Origin of the sequence: Robertkochia marina (assembly GCF_004799345.1) — a bacterium.
Lineage (GTDB): Bacteria > Bacteroidota > Bacteroidia > Flavobacteriales > Flavobacteriaceae > Robertkochia > Robertkochia marina.
On the sequence record NZ_SSMC01000003.1, the window covers coordinates 674,844 to 699,090 of the forward strand.

A 24,247-nucleotide genomic window follows, 5' to 3' on the forward strand; every position below is an offset into this window, starting at 1 on the left:
ATAGAGTCTTTCGCGCTGGCTGCCCTCTTCCCTAAGCGGTTAATTTGCAAGTACGCCAGTGGCTCCCCTGGCTGCCGCCAGGAAGGTTCGCTAACTTAAAAGGGCACTGAGGAAGTTTCGGAAGATCGCTACACCCCGCGAAGCGTAACTCGCAAAGACGAATAAACTAAATTTCGTACCTAATTTAGGGAAATCAGCACGCCACGCTTTTCCCAGTGCGCCTCCCAAAGCGTCGGGATGGCCCAAGCGCCAACTTAAAAGGGCACTGAGTAATTTTCGGGAGATCGCCATGGTTTACGAAGTAAACCTCGCGAAGACGAATAACTTGAACTTCGTACCCCCGTACCTACGTACTCTCGTACCTGAAATTGGGAGATCGCCACATCCCGCAAAGCGGGATTCGCGAAGACGAAGAATGTATTACTCCGGTCTACCCACAACCACCTTTGCTTTACGCTGGTTACCGGTGTTGTCTTCTACGATCAATACATAAATTCCTTTAGAGAGGCCGTCTAAGGGGACGGTGTAGAGTTGGGCTCCACCGTTGCGGGTAAAGGCTTCCCGGCCTGAGAGGGCAGAGGGAAGGTAACTCCTTATCATGCGTCCGTTAATGTCAAACACCATGACCTTCTCCAGTTCACTGTTCTCGTTGCTGTAAATGAAGTTTACTTGATCTGAAGCCGGATTTGGATAGATCGATATAGCTCCGTTCTCATTCTCGCCCAGGTTGAGTAAGTCGTCAATACTGAACTCTACCTCAGAGATGATCTCCAGGGCATTCAGGGTGTACGTACCGCTGATGGCATTGACCTTGAAGTTGAGTCGGCCATCTTCGATAATAACCGGAAGACTCATCATGGCGCTTTCCTTGCTTAATACAAACTTATCATTATCTACATTAATGATCTCCTGTTCCTCCAGGGAGACTTGGTAGGTAGCATTGGCTTCATCGATACGGCCGGTATAAAGGTTGAGGGTGTATAAGCCATCCGGCAATACTACCTCGAATTCCATTTCATTGTTCAGGGAATCGATATGACGTTCAGAAGCGTAGAGTTGGTTGTATACGCTCTCATCAATATAAGGAGGGATGGAGCTGTCACGATCGGCATAGGATAAATTCCCGACACCAATAATTCCGCCCTTCATCTCGTATAAGACTCCACGGTAGTAATCATTATCCGGGTTTTGCTCCCAGTCGGGTCCGCCGTCAGTTGCAGACACGGAAGTGGCACCTCCCACATTGATACGATACACCGGTTTCTGACCGGGGTCGTTGATCACGGTTCCGGTAAGCGTTACTTCCAGAGGAGAATTGTCACCACTGTGAACGACCTGCATGATGGCGGTTTTTAACCCGGGAACTGTAGTTTTTGGATTAAAGGTCACCTCGGCAGAAACACTGCCTCCGGTTTCAATGCTGAAAGGAGGGGAGAACTCATGCTCAAAATAGGAGACATCCTCACCCATGACTGTTACCGAAATCACTTCGTTCACCCCATTAAAAGGCTGTGACGGATTGGTGAGCTGCAACGGTAGAGATACGATATCTGTATTGATAATATGACTGCCAAAGTCCAGGGTTTTCGGTTCGGCTGTGACATCGGGTTTCGGCCTGTCGGTAACATCAATAGTAATGGTGGCCGTATCGGTTTGTCCGAAGATATCGGTCACGGTCAGTGTTACCGGATAGGAGCCACCTGTTTCAAAGGTATAGGACGCATTAATGCCTTCGGCTAACTTCCCGTCTCCAAAATCCCAGGTATAAGACTCGATACCGAAATCATCAGAGGATTCGGCTGCCGAGAAGTTCACCGTTAGTGGCGTATACCCGGAAGTTTTATCGGCATTGATCACAGCCACGGGCGGCTGGTTCACCTCACTGCCTCTTACCAGGACTTCAATACCGTTGATAAAAGGATTTTCTTTAATATGTTCGAAGGAAATATCCAGGCTGCCATCTTCCACCTCCACATCGGCAGAAATCACTCCCGCCACGCCAAAACCGAAACGTTCCATCACATCAAAATTGCCTTCTATAATGGTGTTTTCTGCAAGGATATTAAACACCCTGTCACCTGGATTTTTGGTGCCTGCATAAAGGGAACCAAAATACAGTTGCACCGTGTATTTACCGTCCGGTAAGGGGATGCTGTAGGTCATTTCAGGAGCGGCTTTAGGATCGTAGCGTTCAGTGGAAAACAACTTTTCAAAAGTCGCCTGGTCAATGTAATCAGGCATGGAAGCGTGGCGATCGAAATAGTTCAATTCGCTTCCTTCATAAGCCACCCCGGTATTCACTGAATGTTCAATACTCTTGTCATCATAATCTTCATCATCGTCGTCATCATCATCCCCCCCTGATTGTTTTCCTTTGTTATCAGCTAACCATATGGGCCCCTTATCGCTTGCATTGATCTTTTTACCTCCGGCATTGATCCTTACCACCGGGATGAGGTCTTCAGATACAGGTATATTATCGGTGGTCAGGGTAGTGGCTACGGATTGATCATTGTTGTAATACACGGTAAGGGTAGCTATATCCGACTGGCCCTGTCCGTTATATTTTATGTTGAAGTTGATATTTCCTATAGAAGAAACCATGGCCGGTACGAAGGTGTTCTCCAGGGAGAATAATGCTGCATCAGGGCCATTGACTACCACAGAATCTATGAATACCCCCATATTGCCTTCGGTGATCTGAGCGAAAACTTCCTGCTCTTCTCCGGCACTGAACAGTACCTCTGCCGGCAATTCAATACTACCGGGAGACAGGGCAATACCTGAAGGCGTATCATAATTAAAATATTCCATGTTTTTCTGGGAGCCGCCTGCTCTGTTCGGGGAACCGCCCAATACAAAGATCCCGTTTCCGGAAACGACACCCTGGGTGCCATGGCGTCCGTAATTCAGGTTGTCGCCCACGCTCCATGACTGGGTATCCAGATCGAAAACTTCGGTCATATCAAGAGCATCCGGGTTGTTATTGACCTCTCCTCCGGCCACATAGATCTTGCCTTTAAAATTTACAGTTAGGGCGCCTGCCCTTGGCGTGGGCAGATCTGAAGCGCTGCTAAGGGTAGACCAGGTTCCTGTATTGAAATTATAGACATCCACCTCAGGGATCACCGGGGCAAATACCCCGCCGGGCCCTCCTGATAAGCGTCCACCAATGGCATAAAGCTTGTTTTCTGCAACCACACCGTGAAAATGATCCCTGGCATGAGGAGCATTCTGCAGAACGGTCCACTCTCCGGTGTAGGGATCGTAACTGTCAAGATAGGGAACATACCCGCCATCATGTCCGTCAGTATTTCCTCCCAGGATGTAAAATTTGTCATTATAAACCACCAGTCCGGCAGATCCTCTTCTCCTGGATTCCGGAATCTCAGGTCCTTGCTTCCAGGTCTGGTTATAAGGATCAAAGATCCAGATGTTTTCGGTTGGAATTTCATTCGGGTAGTCATTGGTTTTAAAGGCCCCTATCACCCAGATATACCCCTGGTATTCCACAGCCTGGAAATGATTGAATTCAAAGGGAGGGCTGTTGGGAATATTTGTCCATGAATTGGCCGTATAATCATATACATCAATGGTTTTCGCATTTTCACGGCCTCCCATCAGGTAGAACTTATCTCCGGCCTGCACAAAGGAGCATTCATGCCTTGCCGTATAATTGGTGGCTTCATCTTTGTCAAACCACTCATTAAGGGCTTCCTGAATGGTCCAGGTAAAATTGATGTTCACCTCTTCAGAGCCCGGTTTAGAAACGGTCACCGTGACCTCATAGACCCCGTTGTTTTCCGGACCTCCTGTACGGGCGCCGCTGGCAATGGTTCCAAATACCAGTCCGTTGGTGGGCTCAATATCGATGCCTTCCGGTTGTCCTGAGATGCTAAAGGTAAAGTTGGCATTTGGGTCGCCTCCTGAAGCTCCAATGGAAAGGTCGGGTGATTCTCCAATGTCATTGTATTGGTCAGGAATACTTTCTACATTAATGGCAATAAATTTTCCATTCGGATTCTCCCCATAGACCTCAATGGCAGATATCTTAGGTCGGTTGACCCCTCCGGTTGCCGGATTCCCATCTAAAAGAATATTTAATTCTCCATCGGTGACCTCAACGGTGAATTCCTGGATATCGGGTGTTTCTGTACCTACACTTTCAATGATATCATAATCATCTAAAACAACCGCTTCTTCAAGAAGTATATCGAACACACGTTTTCCCGGTTCAGCCTGGCCGCCACCGCCGGTGGCACCCAGGTATATTTCCGCAAAATGGAGCAGCACCTTATAGTTGCCTTCAGGTAAGGGGATGTTATACTTTACCTGGGGAGGATTTGCGTTGCGCTCCGTGCGATACAGGGTGGGTACTGCCGCCTGATTATTGGTATACAGCGTACCACCTTGAAAGTACCTGTCTTTTTTGAAAAGCTTACCATTATAGGTTAGATCTCCACCTCCTGCATTGATCAAAATGGCAAAATCTTCCGGATTAAGGGGCTCTTCAACCGAGATGGTAATGCTGTCAGTATCTTCAATATTACCATCAGATATGGTAAGGGTCGAATTATATTTTCCGGGGGTGGTGTAGGTATGTATAGGAGAGATCTCCTCAGAGGTGTTTCCATCTCCAAAATCCCATTTATAAGACACAATGTTATTCAATGCGCTTGATTTACTACCATCAAAGGCAACTTCCAAGGGTGCCGGCCCCGTTACCGGAAAGGCCAGAGCCTGTGCATTGACCCCGTCAAAAATGGAATACCCAAGGATCTCGATGGCATAAAGATTTGGATTTTCTGTTATATGATCAAAGGAGATATCGATCTCCCCGTCTTGTAAGGTGACCGGGAAATCCAGTACTCCCGCACTTCCAAATCCGAATTCGGCAACAGGGTCAAACCCTGCTTTCACCACTTGCCCTTCGATCAAAATGTCAAAAACGCGACTGCCAACTTCACTGGCACCACTATAGTTTGACCCAAGGTAGAGTCTTACCAGGTAGGTATTGTTTTCAATGGGAATATTAAAGCTCATGTCGGCTCCGGCAGGCGCATCGTATCTTTCCCTTGCAAAAATGGCATTAAAGGTAGGAGCATCAATATAATTTGGCATGCTCTCGTCTCTGGAGTTATATTCAAATCCGGCCGAAGTATTGGTTCCGGTGTTGACAGAAAAGGAACTACCGGTGTAACTTCCATTTATCGGGGTTGCTTCCCAGATCGGTCCACCATCTGTAGCCATAAAATCACTTTCTGCTCCGGCATTGATACGCACCAACGGCTCTTCAATTTTTGCTTCTTCCAGGATAAGTGTTAAAGGCACGATGAGCGGACTATTGATACCGCTGTGGATGATCTCCAGATCGGCATCTTTTTTACCTGTGATATCATTAGGGGTAACGGTTATTGGTACTTGTTGAATAACACCGGACCCAACCGTTACAGGAACATTCTGTTCTGCTGAAAATACCCCTTCAGGATCATTGATGATATTCAACGCTGTGATCTCAATGGCCGGATCTTCATTACCTCCCAGGTTGAGGATTTCAATATTGGATGTCGTTGGTGTGCCGTTGATGGTGAGTATTCCAAAATCAAGCGATTCCGGACTCGATGCCAACCTGTTGGGTTGGTCTTCGGTGACATTGATAAAATCCCAGGTTGCTGTATACCCGGTTCGAGAGGGTCCCGCAGTACTTATCAAGCCCACTGCTAACCCATGATCATCATCGGGATCAAAGAAGTTATCCGGCAGAAATAGCTCGGTACCAAGTCCCGGAACGCTTTGGCCGTTATCAAGGGAGTATGAAACCTGAAGGATCTTTGTTTTCGGGTCTATCCCTAGATAGAGGTCTACCCCGATAGCGTCTAATAATCCGGGAACATTATAAACCTGTGTCTCAGTGACCCCGTTTGATTCGAGCGTAATCGCAATACCATTAACAGCATCATTGGGGTTTACTCCATTCATAAGTACTACCTTGAGGTAGTTATCCTGGTCTCCTGTACCTACATATACCCCATAGGCCTGTCCGCTAATGGGTTGCTCCCCGTTAAAGGGGGTTTCTATTTTGGTGTGTACCGTAAAGGGATTGGAATTTTCATCTACATTGATCCCGAAGTGAAAGCCGTAATCCTGATTGTTATTATCTTCAAGAGCATCGCCGGTGGAGGTAAAGTCAATGGTAGCTTTCCCTCCGGCCCCTCCAAAAGACATGTTTTCAACATCAAACTGATCAAGGTAATTGGTTTGTCCTGAGGGGTCAAGCATCAGCCCTGTAAATCCGAGTCCGAACATCCCGGTACCGGGATCATTGTTCCAGAACGGATAGGTTACAGGTAATTGGGTGCCGGTACCATTATTGGCGTCAAGCGCAAATTTATCTTCCAGATCCGGAATTCCGTCATTATCATCATCAGGATCTAACAGGTCAGAAATAAAATCATTGTCGGCATCAGAGGGTTTGGAGCCGGCCGAACAGTGGTCGGTACCATTGGCGATCTCATCGGCATTGGTAAACCCGTCCTTGTCATAATCCTCCTGTGCTTCATAACCCGGTTCATCGGGCTGAAAACATTGCCCGAAATCTGCAGGTTCAAAAACAGTGATGTTATCTGCACCATAGGTCGCTGCCCAAATGGTACCGGGGAAGATCTCAGTATCACCCTGGGCAATAACATCCAGGGGTATACTTCCGAATCCGGCCAAATATTTATTGTTCTTTTCGATCAGGGTGTGATTCTGTTCATTGATCACATAGCGGTTAATATTTCCGTTAAAGGAGGCTGCAAATAGATTTCCTTTGAGCTGATTGTTGAAGTTACTGGCCGTATATACGCACATCCCGTTCGTGGACGAGTTTACAAAATCCAGCATATTCAGACCCGGGGCGTTCTTATTATCGGTGGTATAATAGGCTTGTCTTGGATCATCCGGGAAATTGGCCATAGAGAAATTCTGATCGAAATAGCCGGAAACCCCTTTAATGAGGTCTGCCCAATCAAATCGCTTGGAAATAACCCAATCATTTCCATTGTATTCATATTCGATCACTTCTGCTTTTGAAGGGAAGGCCCTGATGGGTACCGGGTGCCCTGCATAATAGGTGTTATTGGCATCGTTAATACTTCCTACATAATGAAGCTGGTCACCATGAGTTTTTCCATTAGAGTAATTAAACTCATTGGTGATGTAATCTCCTGCTCCAACATTGAGGGTTGTACTGTATTCATCGCCTTTAATGCCACCACCGGCCTTTCTTATGAGTGGCGGACCACCCCAACCTCCATTGGGACCATTATCAAAGGTGTAAATATCGCCGTTTTCAGTAACAACAATATCATAGGCGTTTCTGTAGCCGGGAGAAAATATTTGTACCGGTCCGTTAGGTTCGGGAAAAGACTGGTTTAAACCGTTATTTCCTCCAAAAGGATCGCCTTTGTCAATTTTTGCATTATACATGGGGTGCCCTGGTCCATAAGGGAAATCCGGACTGGAATTAGTGATGTCAGGACGTTCCGGATCATTCAGGGTGGGCAGGTCGTAGACGTATTTTGTAGTATTGTCTCTCAAGTCTGTAAATGGGCCACCATTCGCAGCTTCTATGCCCTCTATCTGGGTAAGGTTAACAATGAGGAGTGCCCCTGCAAGAAAATATTCGGATGATCCTGCAAAGTTATTACTGGGAGCCCCCTGGTTTGTGTTACCACCTTGTTGTACAAAGAGGTAATCCTGGCCATTTTTACTGAATAACTCCATCCCATTGGTAGAGTGATTCTCTTCGCAACGGGGGAGTCCTCGCACCAGGTCTACCTTTTCCCAGGCATTACCATTCCAGGTAAGTCGGGTAATAATACCTGAATTAGTGTCGAGATTTACATCGTTACCGGGCTGGTTCTTTCCGCCAATACGCCAGTCGGAAGAGGCTACGTAGAGGATAGGGTTTTCAGGGGTACCGGTGGCAAGTATTCCGGTGATCTGCCTGATCTTGGTATTGTTCAGCTTCCCGTCGTCATTGTGGTTTGGGGTATTGTTTTTGACCAGGGTAATGACCTTGGTATCAGTAACCGTATACTTTCCTTCACCGGCGGGAGCATTGTTTCGTTCAACAGTGTATTCGTAAATGATACCATCCTGTTGAGATACATAGAGTTTTCCGTTTGGTCCAAAATCCAGGGAGGTGGGATTATTTAGATTTTCGTTCAAAAGCCCCGTAGCCCCCCAGGAGGGTGCCTGCGCAAAACCTTGTATAGATATCATTAAACAAAAGGGCAAGAGTATTGCATATCTGACCTTACTGTTAACTTGCTCTAAAATATTACTTATAGTTTGAAGTATTAGTTTCACCATAGCCCAACATTTAATACTGATCATTTGCTATTAATCAAATTAAAACAGGGGGATGGATTTACTACAAAAATCCTAAAAAACTGAAAAACAGTGAGTTATATATCGATAAATAAATAGCATTCTCGATTAAGGGAGATGCGGATTTAATATCGTAAGAGTTTTATTTATTACTGATTAATTCGAATCTAACCCTGTAAGATTAACTTCAGATTTTGAAGGGAATACATGTAGGTCATTTAATTGAAATATCCATTTATCCGGGAGGTATTCAGAGGATTTCGGATATAACTGTTTATGAATATGAGTCCCGTTATCTAAAAGCCCGATGGTTTGCCATCCCATACGATTTGGGAAAAGGAAATCCTTTGCAGGGTTATCAGCGATATAGGTGAAATGAGATTGAGGATACTGACGCATAAGTGTTTCGAAATTATGGGGGGTGTGTTTATCATGACCGGTTTCTTCAGATATGAAAACAAAATCCAAATACTTTCTCAACCCTAACTGATCTATTTTATTGTTTTGGGTACTAGTTCTCCCATCTGTAATGATACCAATCTTGCCTTTGAAAGTCTTGATCTGTTCAATAAGTGCAATGACACCAGCTTCAGGAGTTATATCAGGGATATGATTTCTGTATTGATCTAATAAGGAGGCTTTGGTTACCGGGTAGTTTTGTTCCAGGTAATCAAATGTATTCTTTCCCTGCCTGAACATGGAAAACATTTGGAGATAGATCTCCAGCCAATGGTCGATAGAAAGTTTTCTGGCAATTTCACGAAATGCCGAACGTACATAGTCTATTTCCTTGTACAGGGTATCATCAAGATCAAAGGCAATGACGGTATTATGTTGTACGTTGATATGCATGCACTAAAACTTCATTATCATATCTGAGCATAAGCAGCTGATCTTCCCAACTCTCAAACCCATCGTTAACTTTCTTATCAAACAGGTATTCGCCAAGAAGCCATCCAGGATAATTTGCACCGGCAAGGTAGGTGAGCGGAAAACCTCCTCCAAAACGAGCATTAATTTCTATCCCGGTTATTTTTCCGGAAACCTTATGCATGAAAAATTGTGCGGTAAGGCATCCTATGGCACCGGGTAGTTCCGATAATTTATTTTGCACCAATTTTGCTACCTCGTTGCGACATGTTATTCCTTTATTAACTTCTCCTTCTCTGATAGCTATTCTTTTTCGCGGTACCACACATTTTAAGTTATGATGTTTGTCGTAATACAGGTCGCAGGTGTACTCATCGTGCTGATCATGGTCGAGATATTCAAGAAACATCATTTTTTCATTCTGAAGGTGCTCATCTCTTAGTTCATCAGGACTCTTTAAGAGGTAATTATCAATACTCCTGCTGCCATCGTAGGGTTTAAGATACATAGGGTATTTAAAGTGACCACGATCGTATTCTTGCGCCGTTGAAATACCGTAAAAGTTGAATAATTCGTGTGTTTTGCGTTTATCCTGGGTTAGCTTGATAAGCTCAGGAGAAGAAACAATCGGTATGATGCCGTTTGCCAAAAATAATGCCCTGTTTCTTGCCAGGAGTGTCAGCTCCGTATCAATGGTGGGAATGATAAGTTTGATATCGAGCTCCCGACATTTTTGTACCAGGAAATCCGGGTATTCAGGGTGGTCTAATCTTGGCACCTGAAAATGTTTATCTGCCACCTGGCAAGCCGCCGAAAGTTCAGGTTGGGCATCGCAACAGATCACAAGGCCCATTGCATCAAGAATGCTTAGCTCCTTTTGAAATGCTTTTACCAACGACACTCTTCTGCCGGCTGAAGTGATCAATATGTTATTTGCAGTAGCCATATTAAAACAGAGAGTAAATTCTAATAGCCGGTTTATACAAAAATCTAAACGTTCTCATGAAGGGATACATTAACCGTTCCCGGTTGAAAATATAGGTCAGGATGGAGTATCCGGTTCCCTGGAAGTCTTTGCCCAGAAAATGGTTTAAAGGATAGGCCTGGATCGATTTAAATCCCTGGAGCTTATCTTTAATAGAATTGACAGGTAAGTTTGATTTCATTAATCTTACCAGCATAAAAAAGACCAGTGACTGTTGTTTGGTTTTAATACGATGTTTACAATCTCTTGTTATAGTATCTTCTTCCGGTATTTCTTCTATTAATTCATGAAATATGTAAGTTGCATCTTCAATATCTCCGATCAGTTTATTGTAATGAGCAGGTTCTTTACTGGTCATTGCAGAATTAGGCATGATCACATGACGGTATACGTCTATTTTGCTGTAGATGAGTTTTCTGACCTGAAGGAAGAGGGTAGGGGTAAGAATAACATCTTCCATCCATTTTCCTTCAATGAAACGGATACCTGTATCGAGTATAAAATCCCGTTTAATGAGATACCACCACACCTCGTTGTGGTATTTAAAATTGGCAATAAAGGCTGTTCCGGTATATTTTGAATAGGTCTGGACCTGGCTTTGATGTTCTTTAACCGGTAAAATGTCTGTTCCGTTTTTGGTTTTTACATGTTCGAAACACAGAATCTCCGGGTCCTGCTCTTCGGCAAGCTGGAGTAAATAAGGATAGCAGTTTTTTGTGACGTAATCATCAGGATCTACAAAGTGCAGATAACGGCCTCGGGCATGATCCATACCTGTATTACGGGACGCACCGGCTCCGCCATTTTCACGATTAATAATTTTAATGTTGGGGTTTTCTATTGCGTATTGTCGGGCCACATCGAGGGTGCCGTCCTTCGATTCATCATTTACAATTATAATTTCATACTCATCTTTAGGCAGCTCCTGGTCGAGAAGACTGTCTAAACATCTGCCCAGGAGCTTTTCCTGGTTGTAGGTGGGGAGGATAATACTCAATTTCATCATTAAATCTACATTTTGCTACCGGTAAACTTTTCCATTGTAGCATGAGTAGGGGAGGCAACATCATTATTATTAAACACTTTTAACAGGGTCATGAAAAGAATCCTGATGTCCAGGAAAAAGGAAATGTGCTGCACATACCAAACATCAAGATCCAGGCGCGTTTCCCAGGTTATCGCATTTCGACCATTGACCTGTGCCCACCCGGTAATTCCCGGTCTGACTTCATGCCTCTTATTCTGATACTTGGTATATAAAGGCAGGTATTCAGGGAGTAATGGGCGAGGTCCAACCAGGCTCATGTCCCCATTAATTACATTAAGCAATTGCGGGATTTCATCCAGGGAGTATTTACGTAAAATTTTTCCGACCCGTGTTAATCGTTCTTCATCACTTAATAATTCATTTTTAAGATCTCTCTTCTCGTTCATGGTTCTGAATTTTTTGATGTAAAATAATTCTCCGTTTTTACCCGGCCGCAATTGTTTAAAAAACACCGGTTCTTCGGTAGTCAGAGCCAGGTAAAAATATAGTCCCAAAAAGACAGGGGTAAGCAACAGGAAAAAAGTAAGTGCGAGTGTAAAATCTAAAATACGCTTGATAAAATTTACATACATACTACCCCGACTTCATATTAGTTACATAGCTAATTTACTGGACTGATTCAGGACCCATAATTTATCCAGATAAATAACTTAAAAATCTGATAATCAGATTTTAATAAATGTTTTTTAAGGTAAGTATTCTACTTTTTTGTAAGAATATTTCGAGTAAATTCATACATTTCTTACTTCAAGATTTTAATGAATATAGTACTGAAAGGGTTTGGAGTTTCTTTTTGCATCACATTTCAAAATACAAGGTCTTGCATTATGCTATATTCGGTTGTCATAAAATGGGTTTAAATCTATATCCTTAAGTAGAAGTTGGAATTTTTAGAATTACTTCTTAAATGATATTCTATGTTTAATGCCCCTTTCGGTTGGAATTATTTTTAGAACTGTTAGCCCGGACTCTGGTTAGATGTTAGTTCTAGTAGGTAGCGTGTTGTGGGTCTGAGTCGGAGATTGAATTTACGGTAGCGACAAACTGATCGCAAAGGATACTTTTATCGAATTTTTTCTCTGACAACCACCTGGAGCGCTCTCCCATACGAGCACAAAGTTCTGAATCTTCAAGGAGGGTAATTATGCTCCGGACCAGGTCTTCCGGTTGTTCCGGATGTACATAGAAGCCGCACTGGTATTCTTCTACCATGCTCTTAGTCCAACCCGCAGAATTAACAATGATGGGTTTACCGGCAGAGAGAGAGTCGAAGAGTTTATTCGGACTGTTGGTAGCCAGAATGGGAAGGTTTTTAAAAGTGACAAGGGAAACATCAGCAAGATTAACAATCTCTGATAAGGTGGACATAGGAAAATTACCTAAAATTCTGACATTTGTGAGTTGTAGGTCTTTACACTGTTGTTTTAAGTCTTCTTCTACACCACCGCCACCGGCAAAAATAAACTCTATCCTTTGGTCATATTTCAATATTTCAGCTGCCTGTACAATGTAATCCAGAGCATTGGCCAACCCCAAGGCACCAAAATATATCACCTTAAAAGTATCCTCCTTCAACCTGAGTTTTTCCATCAATTCAGTGTTCTTAGGTCTGGGCCAGAATACATCCGGCTTGGACATATTGGGTATCATATTCACTTTAGACGGTGAGATTCCTTTGCTCAATACACCATCCATCATTCCGGGAGAAAGGGCAATAATATGTGTTGCATTTACATATATGGTCTCTTCCAAGAGTCTCGCTGCCTTGATGGCAAACTTATTTTGCAGGCCTCCCATTTGAATGGGAACTTCCGGCCACAGGTCTCTGACCTCGAAAATAAAGGGGAATCTGCGGAACCACTTGCCCAGTAAGGCAGGTATCCCTACCGTCAAGGGCGTTGAGGTAGCAATGACCAGGTCAATATTTTTTTGTTTTAAAACAAAGAGAGAAGATTGGTAGGCAAATTTAAGGAAGGCCATCAACCTGCTCTTCACAGACATCGAACCATGATATGGGATATTTAAATAGATCACATCGATTCCATCGATAAGCACTCTTCCTCTGTCTTTATTTGATTTTACGGTAGAACTCGTAGTGAGCATGGTTACTTTATGCCCGGACTTTATCAGCTCCCTAGCAACCCAATATGAGCGGGTGGGACCAGGTTCTTTAGGCGTTATGAAATATTGATGGATGTAAAGTATATTCAATTTATCACTATTATTACTTTAAACACTTGATTCCTCAGATATTGGCAATTTATTTTTACTAAGCACCTCGAAATACAAGTCCATATAGTTGGCAGATACTGTACTCCATTTAAATACATTGAAATCTATTTTCTCTAAGTGGAAATTGGAATATTCAGCTATACAGTGCATAATAGATTCTTTGATTGATGATACCTTTTTTGGGATAGCAGATCTGCCTACTTCAAAGCTAAACGTTCCATCGATGCCTTGCCCTGAGGTATATACAATAGGTAAGCCCTGAGATAAGGCTTCAAGATAGACCAGCCCGAAAGTTTCACTGTGAGAAACCATAGCAAAAATGTGATGATCACGAATGATTTTGAATAGTTCTTCTTTGTTGTATTGTGGGCCTAAAAAGTTGATGAATGAATATTTTTTAGCCAGATATCTGATCTTTTTTTCCTCGCTGCCGCCTTTGCCAACAAAACTTATAGAAATGGAGTTGTTGATATTCTCATGGATGTCAATTACGGCCTTTGCTAGTCTGTAAGTGTTTTTATTAGGTCTGAAATTACCTATATATAAGAGCTTACATGGGTTTGAATTTTTCTTGTTCAAGGGCCTTTGATTGATGAGCCAAAAGTCTTGAATGCCATTGTGAATTACCTTTGTTTTATCTGCCAATTCTTTATAGCCGGTGAATTTTTTAATAAATCTTTTTTTGTAAAAGTGGCGCTGATGTGCCTGACTGATAAAAACTATTTTCGAGGCGTTTTGTAATATTTTGAGAATTAATCGATAAAGATCAGGCCTGAACCTAAGAAATAAGTTTATATCGGTTCCTCTTACTGCGATGATATATGGAATATTATACTCCTTAAATATTTTATACGCAATTAACCCATTACTGACCAGGGTAGAAGCATGTACGATATCCACGGAATTCAAATCAATATTTGAACGAATACTATTGTATGATTTTTCTGCTTTACGAACCTGATTAATCCTGTCTAAAGGCGATGTTTTGAACTCCCCGGCCAAAACATCAAATGGAGGAGGAGGCGCTGAAGGATCGGGGGTTCCACTACCCTGAGGATAATAAACGATCTGATCCAGGTTTTTTTCACTCAAAGCAGTATATAAATTCCGATGAACTCTACTGCCTAAAAAATCATTACAAATGTGCAGGCATTTAATCATATCAACCATTAATTATCAGCAATATAAATAAAGAATGTGTTGAATATCATCAAGTTAGAGTATACTATTTGAAATCTCGATAAAAGGTAATCGCTTAAGTTTTGACCGAAGAAAAAGATCAAATAATCTAATTGGTATTTAGATATTAAATAACTGTGGTTTAAATCGTTAAATTAAAAATCTGAACAACTTACTCAGCTATAATTCATAGGAGAGTTGGCCGGTTTACTGCCTTATGATTATGGTACCGTTAAGAGGTATTAATTAAAGCATCATATGAGAATGTTCATGTTGAATTACTTTGAGTGAGTTGATTTTTTATCAGTAAACTGATGCTAATACTCGATAACTATGAACCTGTTATTAAAAAGAATAAATGATTTCTTACTACTTTTTTTGGTTTTTGCCGTTACCTTCGAGAATTGGAATCCTTTTGGTTTTAGCGGCATATCATTTACCTATATAGCTACGATCTTATATATTGTTTCCTGGGTTCCTTTTGCTTCAAAGATTTTCAAAATCAGCTATTTCAGGCAATTTTTAATCCCATTGGTTTTATATGTGCTTGTAGGAATATTGTCAACAGCGATGAATTCTCTATATGCCAATGAGCTTTTGGATTTAGTTCATCAACGAATGCTGCAACTGATCATTCTAATGTTTCTTGTAGCTGCACATCTTATTCTAAATCCTTCCTTGATTCCAAAGGTTCTGGTGATATTCGTGATGAGTATTTTTGCCATGTATTTATTGTTTTTGGCAGGACAGGGCATCTCCTATTTCAACGGCAGGATTTTAATTTTCGGAGAAAATCCGAATTTAATTGGTACAAAGGCAGCCCTGGCATTTATAATTGCCCTCGGATTTATTACAAATAAACAGCAATCGAAATCAATCAAAATATTGTTGATCGGCACCCTTTTGCCATTATTACATTTAACCATTCTTTCGGCCTCCAGGGGGGCATTACTATCCTTGTTACTCGGAGTAATACTCCTTACAATTAGTCTTAAGACACAACTGTGGAAAAAGATGATCCTGATAGCTTTTGGGATGGTATTCGTTACCGGTTTGTTCATCTATATTCTGGAGACAAATCCGGTTTTCAGGTATCGTATATTGAGTACGGTTGAGCATGGGGATACAGGTCGCAACGAAATATGGGAGGGAGCAATACAGGCCATAAAAAATAACTTATTCTTTGGGGTTGGACTTCCTGCAGACAAGCTTACCATGTTCTTACATGGGGCTGGTTTTAGAGACCCTCATAATGTGTTTTTATGGGTGCTATTAACCACAGGGGTAGTAGGCACGTTCTTTTTTGTATGGTTTATCTTCCGCATTGGCTTATACCTTATTCGTTATTCACGATCAGAGCGATTTGCGGTTTATTTTCTGATCTATACAACTGTTCTCCTGAATATGTCCAAGCAAGGAGGAGCCATCGGTAAAATTCTTTTCTGGTTTCTTTTCGGAGTTTTAATATCGGGAATCTACGCATTGAAAACAAACGCTAAACGTAATACAGAGAATTATGAAAATATTGGTTTACACCAGTGACTACCCGTCACCCACTGAACCTGACCGAGGGGTTTTTGTATATAATTTAATTCAAAAGTTCGTACTACTTGGCCACCAGGTAACGGTAATTGTTCCATATTCCAAATTGAAAAACTATTTGAAAAGTGAAAAGGTTAACGGTTATGGTCAGGAAAGAGCCCGGGTGTACCGATTGTCAACGCTTTCAACCTCAGCTAAACGAATAGGCAAGTATAATACCTATCAAATTGGAGAGTATTTTACGGTGAAGAAATTACAGAAGCTAGTTAAGGAAACCGGACAAGATTACGATTTTATATACGCTCATTTTCTGACAAACGGGATTATTGCCGTAAAGGCATTGTCACATCTTAACATCCCCATTTTTGTTGCTATGGGCGAAAGCAATCTCGATGATCGAATTTCCTTAATTCCTGCACGCGAATTAGAAGGATTGATGCAGCGGATTACAGGATTTGTGGTGGTGGCATATCACCTCAAGGAAAAACTATTGAGTCTCGGGGTGGAAGAAAATAGGATTGGAGTCTACCCAAACGGGGTGGACCTAAAAAAATTCCACAAAATGGATCAAGTGGAAGCCCGTCTTAAACTAGGGATTGGCAGGCAGGAGAAAGTTTTAGTGTTCGTGGGAAGATTTCTTCCTCATAAAGGCCCCGATAGAGTCATAGAGGCAATTGAAAAGATCGATAAGGACGTAAAACTCATTTTAATAGGGAAAGGAGATATGGAACTAAATTATAAGGGCATCCTTTTCAAAGGTGCTATTCCTTCACATTTGGTTCCACTTTATCTGAATGCAGCAGATATTTTTATATTACCTACGCTCCGGGAAGGTGCAAGCAATGCAATAGTAGAAGCTATGGCATGCGGATTACCGATTATATCTTCTGACATTCCTGAAGTCAAAGAACAATGCCGGCCTTCGTTTAGCAGACTGGTAGACCCTTTGGATGTCGATAAGATTGCCGAATCAATTGAAGAACTACTCTATGATGAAGCGCTTTTGAAAAAAATGTCAGAATCGGCCCTTATGCATAGTGCTCATTTTGATATAGACCAAAGAGCAGAAAATATTCTTGAATTTATTTCTCAAAAGTGCAATTCGGAAAAGCTATTTGTTGAAGATTCTTCGTCTATAGATTAATAAACTGCTCGATTCCTTCATTGAAAAGATAAGATTTCGAATGCCTGCCGGGTATGGGAGCAAACCAACAGTCCAGGCGATATGATTTTATTGAATGGCTTTTGATGTATCATATAAAAAAGGCGTAAAATATATTTTACGCCTTTTGAATTATTTAAATATAAACCTGGATTTATTGCTCCGGATATACAGGAGCTCCGTCAGTTAAGATCTTTGCGTTAAGAGCAGCAGCTCCCATAGCTTGAGTTCCATACACATAAACGTTTTCAAATTGGGTGTTAGGAATGTAGTCTGTAAAGATTCTTTCCTGAACCTCTCTGCTGTATCTACCCAAGGTAAGCCATTCGTGCCCTTTGTGAGCTCTTTGGAAACCTTCGGTTCCATCAACATTATAAGCCATTTGACTTCCATTTTCAGCCGGCCAGATCACCTTCATCAGGGTATTGGTAAATGCCGTGATATCATTTGAGTTCCAGTACATATTGTTATCAGCTGCATTGACGATAAAGCTAATGATGGCCCCGGCATGTGAAGTATCCTGAACTCCACCTCCCTGATTAACATCCCATTGAGAATCCCAAACATATGCATCAGTCTGATCTGGGTTGAAATAAATTCGGTCTCTTAGGTTTGAAGGTCTGTTAGGCATACCTTTGAAAGAAATGTTTTCAAATACTTCTCTATATTTCGCTTTTCCGGTTACCATATACAACTCCATTCCAATTCTTGCCCAATGCGATGCCATGTGAGTTCGGCTTCGGTAGAAGTTTCCAATACCTGCGGCTTCCCATCTGTCCCAAATGTGTACTTCTGAGAAATTTAATAACTCAACATAGGCTTGTTGATATTGAGGGTTTGTAGACCTCAGGTTCGGTGATTCATGAAGAACTCTCACAAGGGTAGCAACATGACGCCAGTAAAAACTATCCCAAAGAGCCTTTGGTGTTCCGTCTTGTGAAGGCCAACCTTTGTAACCATTACCCATATCAACAGCATCGTTAACGGTATTGTTAATAAGGTCTAATGCTGTATCTAAATAGGCATTATCTCCTGTAGCTTGCCAGATTTGCACCAGCCCATCGATATAATATCCAAGGTAATAATATTCCTGGTCAAGATTCTTACTTAATGACTTTGAGTAAGCATCATCTTTATCCATTCTATTATCATTTTCAACCCATTCCTGATCGTATAGGTCTTGCCAATAGTTTACACTAAAAGCTAAATCTGAACTAACAGGGGCGTTAGGGTTACTGGTTTCAACCATAGCTTCTTCATCGGTCCATGCTTCTCCTTCTATGATTTCTACATTTTCGGCATTTTCAGGGGCTACGATTGGATCCGGAGCTTCCTCCTGGGTTTGTCCTACTTTTTTACCGTTGTTGAAGGTTTTTTTATCACCATTCTTGGTATAAACAATCGCATATTTATCACTACCTACCTCGTAATAAATGGTGGCAGCCATAAAATCACCAACTACCTCTTCTACATTATCGGCAAGAAATTCATCCTGGTCGTTAGCACAGGCGAAAAAAAGCTGAGAAATAAGCACAATAATCAACATAGGCCGAAGTTTATTCAGTCTTTTCATGGTAATCTGGGTTTTTAAGATTTGGTTTCGCTAAACTATTATCATTCAGGGAATTATCCGTGAAATGCATTTGATTTTCGATGAACTACATCTTTTAACATCGATTGTCGATTATACACCTCATTTTCAATTGGTTCCCGGTAGTTATACGCCCAAATGCACGCTTTAGACGTTTAACGGATTTTTTTTAACAGTTTTTAACGGAAAAAACACCAGATTGCCAGAATATATGTAATAAATATAATTTTTAGTTTATAAAAAGAGCGGGGCTGATATACTGATGATTATCTTCATTCTGATCATCAGGGATTTTAGAAATAAAAAAGCCCGAAACTAATTCGGGCTTTATAAAAAAGGGAATGATCATGCGTTATTTACCTTCTCCGATACGGTAGTAATCGAAGCCTGTTTGATTCATTATTTGCTTATCGAGAATACGTCGGCCGTCAAAGACAAAGGCCGGTTTGAACATACTGTTGTAGATCTGTTCCCAGTCAAGGGCTTTGAACTCATCCCATTCGGTAAGAATAGCTACGGCATGAGCATCTTCTGCCGCCTTTAGCGGGTCATTGACTACAGTGACCAGTTTTCTGTTCTCCTCCTCTGAACGGGTATTGAGATAGTCGAGGTCTGCGTACACCTGTTCTTCACTCACCTTTGGATCATATACCACGATCTCGGCCTGTTCTTCCAATAGAGTGTCGGCTACATAGATGGCCGCTGATTCCCGGGTATCATTGGTGTCTTTCTTAAAGGCCCATCCGTAGAAGGCTATCTTTTTACCTGATACGGTATTGTAGAGGGTGGTAATGATATTTTCGGCAAACCTGCGCTTTTGGTAATCATTGATCTTGATGACCTGGTCCCAATACTCAGCCACCTCGGTGAGTCCGTAGGTTTTACAGATATACACCAGGTTGAGGATGTCTTTCTGAAAGCAGGAGCCTCCGAAGCCTACAGAGGCATTCAGGAATTTTGGTCCGATACGGGAATCCTTCCCAATGGCTTTACTTACCTCGGCTACATTGGCATCAGTCACTTCACAAAGAGCCGAAATGGAGTTGATAGAAGAGATACGTTGTGCTAAAAAGGCATTGGCTACGAGTTTAGAAAGTTCTGAAGACCATAGGTTGGTTTGTAGTACTCTTTCTTTGGGAAGCCAGTGCTCGTAAATGCCGCTGAGAATATTCTTGGCTTCCTTGCCTGAAGGGGTATCATCGCCACCGATCAATACGCGGTCGGCATTAAGAAGGTCATCAATAGCGGTACCTTCTGCCAGGAATTCCGGGTTGGAGAGCACTTCGTATTTTACCCCATTTCCTGTATTGTGCAATATGTCTTTGATGGCCTGGGCTGTTCTTACCGGCAGGGTCGATTTCTCCACCACGATCTTATCTGATTTTGCCACCCTGGCAATATTTCGGGCACAGAGTTCAATATATTTCAGGTCAGCAGCCTCGCCCTTACCTTTTCCATAGGTTTTGGTTGGGGTATTTACCGAAATAAAGATCATATCGGCCTCATCGATGGCTTTATCAACCTCGGTAGAAAAAAACAGGTTTTTGTTACGGGATTCAGCCACGATCTCTTTTAATCCGGGTTCATAAACCGGCAGCTTATCCAGATCTTCATCATTCCAGGCGGCAATCCTGTTGGCATTGATATCAACCACGGTTACGTTGATCTCCGGGCACTTGTTGGCTATAACCGACATGGTGGGCCCTCCTACATATCCGGCACCAATACAACAGATGTTTTTAATACTTCTCATTACAGGAAATTTTAGGGTTGATAAAGATATATGTTCAGGTAAACAGACGGAAATCAATTCCTACAAATTAGTTGAAAATGACTTAAAATACTGTGAAACAAAAGTTTGTGAAAAAATATGAGGCTTTTCAATGGAATCCTTGTGTTTTCGGAGTGTTATCGTAATAATAATATTATCAACTGTATATCAGTACTTAAGCGAATTTTATCTCCTTTTGCCGATGATGATGTTTGAACCTCCTGTTGTTTAATAATTTTAGAATTCGTTAAGAAATCGAGCCTTAATTCTATACAATATTAACTCATCAAATTTCACAAAACCGGCCCGGCTTAACTTCCCCTATCCTGCCTGATCGTTTATCCCCCTTTTGTTTAATAGCTCAAATCAAAAGAAACGATATGATAGCTACTGATACCAAAATATGGTTGTCTTCACCTCATATGGGAGGAAGGGAACAATACTACGTGAATGAGGCTTTCAAGTCCAATTGGATAGCCCCCCTAGGGCCCAATGTTGAGGGTTTTGAAAAAGATCTTGGTCAATACCTCGGAGATGGCAATCATGTAGCTGCCTTATCTTCCGGAACAGCAGCCATTCATTTAGCCTTATTGTTATGTGGCGTTAAACAGGGTGATCATGTACTCTGCCAGAGTTTTACCTTTGCAGCCAGTGCCAATCCTATTACCTATCTTGGGGCACATCCTGTATTTATTGACAGCGAAGATACTACATGGAACCTGTGTCCGGATCTGCTGGAAAATGCCATCAAAGATTTTATAAACAAAGGAAAAAAGCCCAAGGCTATTGTGGCGGTTCACTTATATGGTATGCCATACCAAGTGGAAAAAATTCACAGCCTTGCAAAAGAATATGATATCCCGGTAGTAGAAGATAGTGCTGAAGCGCTTGGCAGTACATTCAAAGGAGAAAAATGTGGATCCTTCGGCACGTTCTCCATCCTTTCTTTTAACGGTAATAAAATAATTACAACTTCAGGAGGAGGGGCATTGGTATGTCGAAATGACCAGGAAAAGCAGAAAGCGGTTTTCCTGGCTACCCAGGCCCGTGATGAGGCACCGCATTATCAGCATTCTCAAGTGGGATATAATTATCGGATGAGTAATGTGACCGCAGGCATAGGGAGAGGGCAGATGGAGGTGCTTGAAGATCGTGTAATCGCCCGAAGAGCTAATTATGAATTTTATCGGGATAGGCTATCAGGATACAGGAGTATTGAATTTCTGAAAGAACCGGCCGACACGTTCTCAAATCGTTGGCTGACCTGTGTGTTGTTAAATAACAATGAAACCAGAGAGCGAATCAGGTTAAGTCTTCAAGAAAATAATATAGAGTCCAGACCCTTATGGAAACCCATGCATTTACAACCTGTATTCCAGGATGAAACAGCTTATCTGAGTGGTGTTTCAGAAACCTTATTTAACAGAGGCCTATGCTTACCCAGCGGATCTGACCTTACGGAGAATGATCTATTGAGAATCGTTGGTATAATAGAAAAAGAACTTAATAATGATAAATAACTACCTTTCCTTGCATTTACCTAAATACGCATCTAAATGGATGGTTTTGGTAATGGATACCACTCTGGTATTGCTCACCTTTTTCATCGTTTATTTTTTGCGTTTTGATTTCTCACTGAACTTTGATTTCAAGTCACTGATCATCCAATTGCCTGTGGTGGGTGTTATTGCTGTAGCCAGCTTTTTGATGACAGGATCCTATAAAGGAATTATCAGGTATACGGGTTTAAGAGACCTTTTCAAGGTTACCCTGGCTACAGGATGTATAACCTTGTTAACGGTAGGTGTTGTGTTGATCAACAAGGGCTTTAACCTGGTAGATAATTTTACGATTCCCAAATATATTATCATCACCCACGCCTTTATGAATTTTGTAGCTCTTGCTGCTACAAGACTCACTTTCAAGTTGGCATATAAGTATGTAATGAGTGATCTCAGGCTCACCGAAAGAATTGTGATATATGGGGCCGGCGATGCGGGGATAATGACCTATAATGCCTTGACAAACTCTTTAAAACAGAATATAAGGGTTATTGCTTTTATTGATGATAATATGTCGAAGGTTGGCAGCAGTATTAATGGTGCTCCTATTATGTCCAGGAAATCCTTTAATGAAAACTTTGTAAGTCGTTATGGAATCTCGGAGGTGATCATTGCCATTCCAGATACCAGCGACAGCAGCTTGAGAAAAAGCATAAACGACATTGTGGAATTGGTTCCCAAAGTACGCATAATTCCACCCGTTGATGAATGGATCAATGGACAGATCAGCTTAAACCAGATCAAACAAGTTCGATTAGAGGATCTCCTGGAACGCAGTCCGATTGTCATTGAGAATCCAAATCTGATCGATGACTTTAGGGGGAAAACAATTATCGTTACCGGTGCAGCCGGTTCTATTGGAAGTGAACTTTCACGACAGCTACTTCATTTCAATATAGATAAGCTCATATGTTTGGATATTGCGGAATCTGCCTTGTACAACTTACAACAAGAATTTAAACGGGCAGGAAGAAATAATTTTAAGGCTATTGTATGTGATGTGAGAGATAATCATGGTATAAATGCCATTCTTGCTCATTACAGACCCGATGTTATATTTCATGCTGCAGCCTATAAACATGTACCGCTCATGGAGGAAAATCCTTATGAAGCGGTAAAGATCAACGTAGCAGGAACCCGGATTCTTGCCAATGCAGCAGTGAAATATAAGGTAGATAAATTTGTATTGGTCTCTACAGACAAGGCAGTGAATCCCACGAATGTTATGGGAGCTACCAAGCGTGTGGCAGAGATCTTTATCAGTGCTCTTCAAAGAGAATCGCATAGTACCAAATTTGTTACCACCCGTTTTGGTAATGTGTTGGGATCTAATGGTTCGGTCATCCCGTTATTCCGTAAACAACTGGAACTTGGAGGGCCATTAACAGTTACCCACCGTGATGTGACCCGCTATTTTATGACTATTCCTGAGGCTTCTCAATTAGTACTACAGGCCGGAAGCATGGCAAAAGGTGGAGAGATCTTCCTTTTTGATATGGGTGAATGTGTGAAGATATTTGATCTGGCGAAGAATATGATCAAATTGTCAGGCCTTAAGTATCCTGAAGATATTGACATTGAAATTACAGGACTTCGTCCCGGAGAAAAACTTTATGAGGAACTGCTGGCAAATGGCGAGGATACCCTGCCAACTTTCCACGAAAAAATATTGATCAGTAAAACCAAAGAGTTGGATTATCATAAGTTAAAGGCCAAAATCGAAGCCTTGTGTATTCTAAACTTGTATAATGATAAGAATATGATCGTACGAAAACTCAAGCAGATCGTTCCAGAATATATCTCCAACAATTCCGATTTCGTTCGACTTGACAAAGACTCTGATGAGAAATCTGCGAATTATACCATTTTACAGTCTTTGAATTTTAATCCTTATAAGGGGATGTGATATTTACTTAAATAATATTATGA

The 24,247-nt window shown here is 41.8% G+C and carries 13 protein-coding genes; 4 read left to right on the forward strand and 9 right to left on the reverse strand.

Annotated features, from left to right (window positions below):
• Nucleotides 1-420: 420 nt before the first annotated feature.
• From E7Z59_RS13505 to E7Z59_RS13535, 7 genes are all read right to left on the reverse strand, one after another.
• Nucleotides 421-8,358 carry a malectin domain-containing carbohydrate-binding protein gene (locus E7Z59_RS13505; protein ID WP_170226046.1) on the reverse strand — a complete coding sequence of 2,646 codons (7,938 nt, stop codon included), beginning with the start codon at nt 8,356-8,358 and terminating at the stop codon, nt 421-423.
• A 174-nt stretch (nt 8,359-8,532) separates the two neighbouring features.
• A complete protein-coding gene (locus E7Z59_RS13510) occupies nt 8,533-9,228 on the reverse strand; it encodes an HAD family hydrolase (protein ID WP_136336860.1) in 696 nt (231 codons plus the stop codon).
• Nucleotides 9,206-10,192, reverse strand: a complete 987-nt coding sequence (locus tag E7Z59_RS13515) for an ATP-grasp domain-containing protein (RefSeq protein ID WP_136336861.1) — start codon at nt 10,190-10,192, stop codon at nt 9,206-9,208. The genes E7Z59_RS13510 and E7Z59_RS13515 overlap by 23 nt, the downstream gene beginning before the upstream one ends.
• A gap of 1 nt (nt 10,193) precedes the next feature.
• The gene (locus tag E7Z59_RS13520) at nt 10,194-11,237 is read right to left on the reverse strand and encodes a glycosyltransferase (RefSeq protein ID WP_136336862.1); all 1,044 of its coding nucleotides are present in this window, start codon (nt 11,235-11,237) and stop codon (nt 10,194-10,196) included.
• A gap of 5 nt (nt 11,238-11,242) precedes the next feature.
• The gene (locus E7Z59_RS13525; protein WP_136336863.1) at nt 11,243-11,851 is read right to left on the reverse strand and encodes a sugar transferase; all 609 of its coding nucleotides are present in this window, start codon (nt 11,849-11,851) and stop codon (nt 11,243-11,245) included.
• Between the two features lie 415 nt (nt 11,852-12,266).
• Nucleotides 12,267-13,490 carry a glycosyltransferase family 4 protein gene (locus tag E7Z59_RS13530; protein WP_136336864.1) on the reverse strand — a complete coding sequence of 408 codons (1,224 nt, stop codon included), beginning with the start codon at nt 13,488-13,490 and terminating at the stop codon, nt 12,267-12,269.
• 18 nt (nt 13,491-13,508) lie between these two features.
• Complete coding sequence (locus E7Z59_RS13535) at nt 13,509-14,672, reverse strand: glycosyltransferase family 4 protein (RefSeq protein WP_168731307.1); 1,164 nt, start codon at nt 14,670-14,672, stop codon at nt 13,509-13,511.
• A 351-nt stretch (nt 14,673-15,023) separates the two neighbouring features.
• On the opposite strand from E7Z59_RS13535, the gene E7Z59_RS13540 reads away from it, so the two are divergent.
• The gene (locus E7Z59_RS13540; RefSeq protein ID WP_136336866.1) at nt 15,024-16,232 is read left to right on the forward strand and encodes an O-antigen ligase family protein; all 1,209 of its coding nucleotides are present in this window, start codon (nt 15,024-15,026) and stop codon (nt 16,230-16,232) included.
• On the forward strand, nt 16,207-17,376 hold the full coding sequence (locus E7Z59_RS13545; protein ID WP_136336867.1) for a glycosyltransferase family 4 protein: 1,170 nt from the start codon (nt 16,207-16,209) through the stop codon (nt 17,374-17,376). The genes E7Z59_RS13540 and E7Z59_RS13545 overlap by 26 nt, the downstream gene beginning before the upstream one ends.
• 172 nt (nt 17,377-17,548) lie before the next feature.
• Here E7Z59_RS13545 and E7Z59_RS13550 read toward each other — a convergent pair whose 3' ends face one another.
• Nucleotides 17,549-18,967, reverse strand: coding sequence for a hypothetical protein (locus tag E7Z59_RS13550; protein WP_136336868.1), 1,419 nt, complete (start codon nt 18,965-18,967; stop codon nt 17,549-17,551).
• Between the two features lie 370 nt (nt 18,968-19,337).
• Nucleotides 19,338-20,738 (reverse strand): nucleotide sugar dehydrogenase, encoded by a 1,401-nt coding sequence (locus tag E7Z59_RS13555; RefSeq protein ID WP_136336869.1) that lies wholly within the window; start codon nt 20,736-20,738, stop codon nt 19,338-19,340.
• 398 nt (nt 20,739-21,136) lie between these two features.
• Between E7Z59_RS13555 and E7Z59_RS13560 the strand changes: the two genes are divergently transcribed.
• Together E7Z59_RS13560 and E7Z59_RS13565 are read left to right on the forward strand one after the other, a co-directional pair.
• Nucleotides 21,137-22,276, forward strand: a complete 1,140-nt coding sequence (locus tag E7Z59_RS13560) for a DegT/DnrJ/EryC1/StrS family aminotransferase (protein WP_136336870.1) — start codon at nt 21,137-21,139, stop codon at nt 22,274-22,276.
• Nucleotides 22,266-24,224: a polysaccharide biosynthesis protein gene (locus tag E7Z59_RS13565; protein WP_136336871.1), complete on the forward strand. Its 1,959-nt coding sequence runs from the start codon at nt 22,266-22,268 to the stop codon at nt 24,222-24,224. The genes E7Z59_RS13560 and E7Z59_RS13565 overlap by 11 nt, the downstream gene beginning before the upstream one ends.
• The last annotated feature ends 23 nt before the right edge of the window (nt 24,225-24,247 follow it).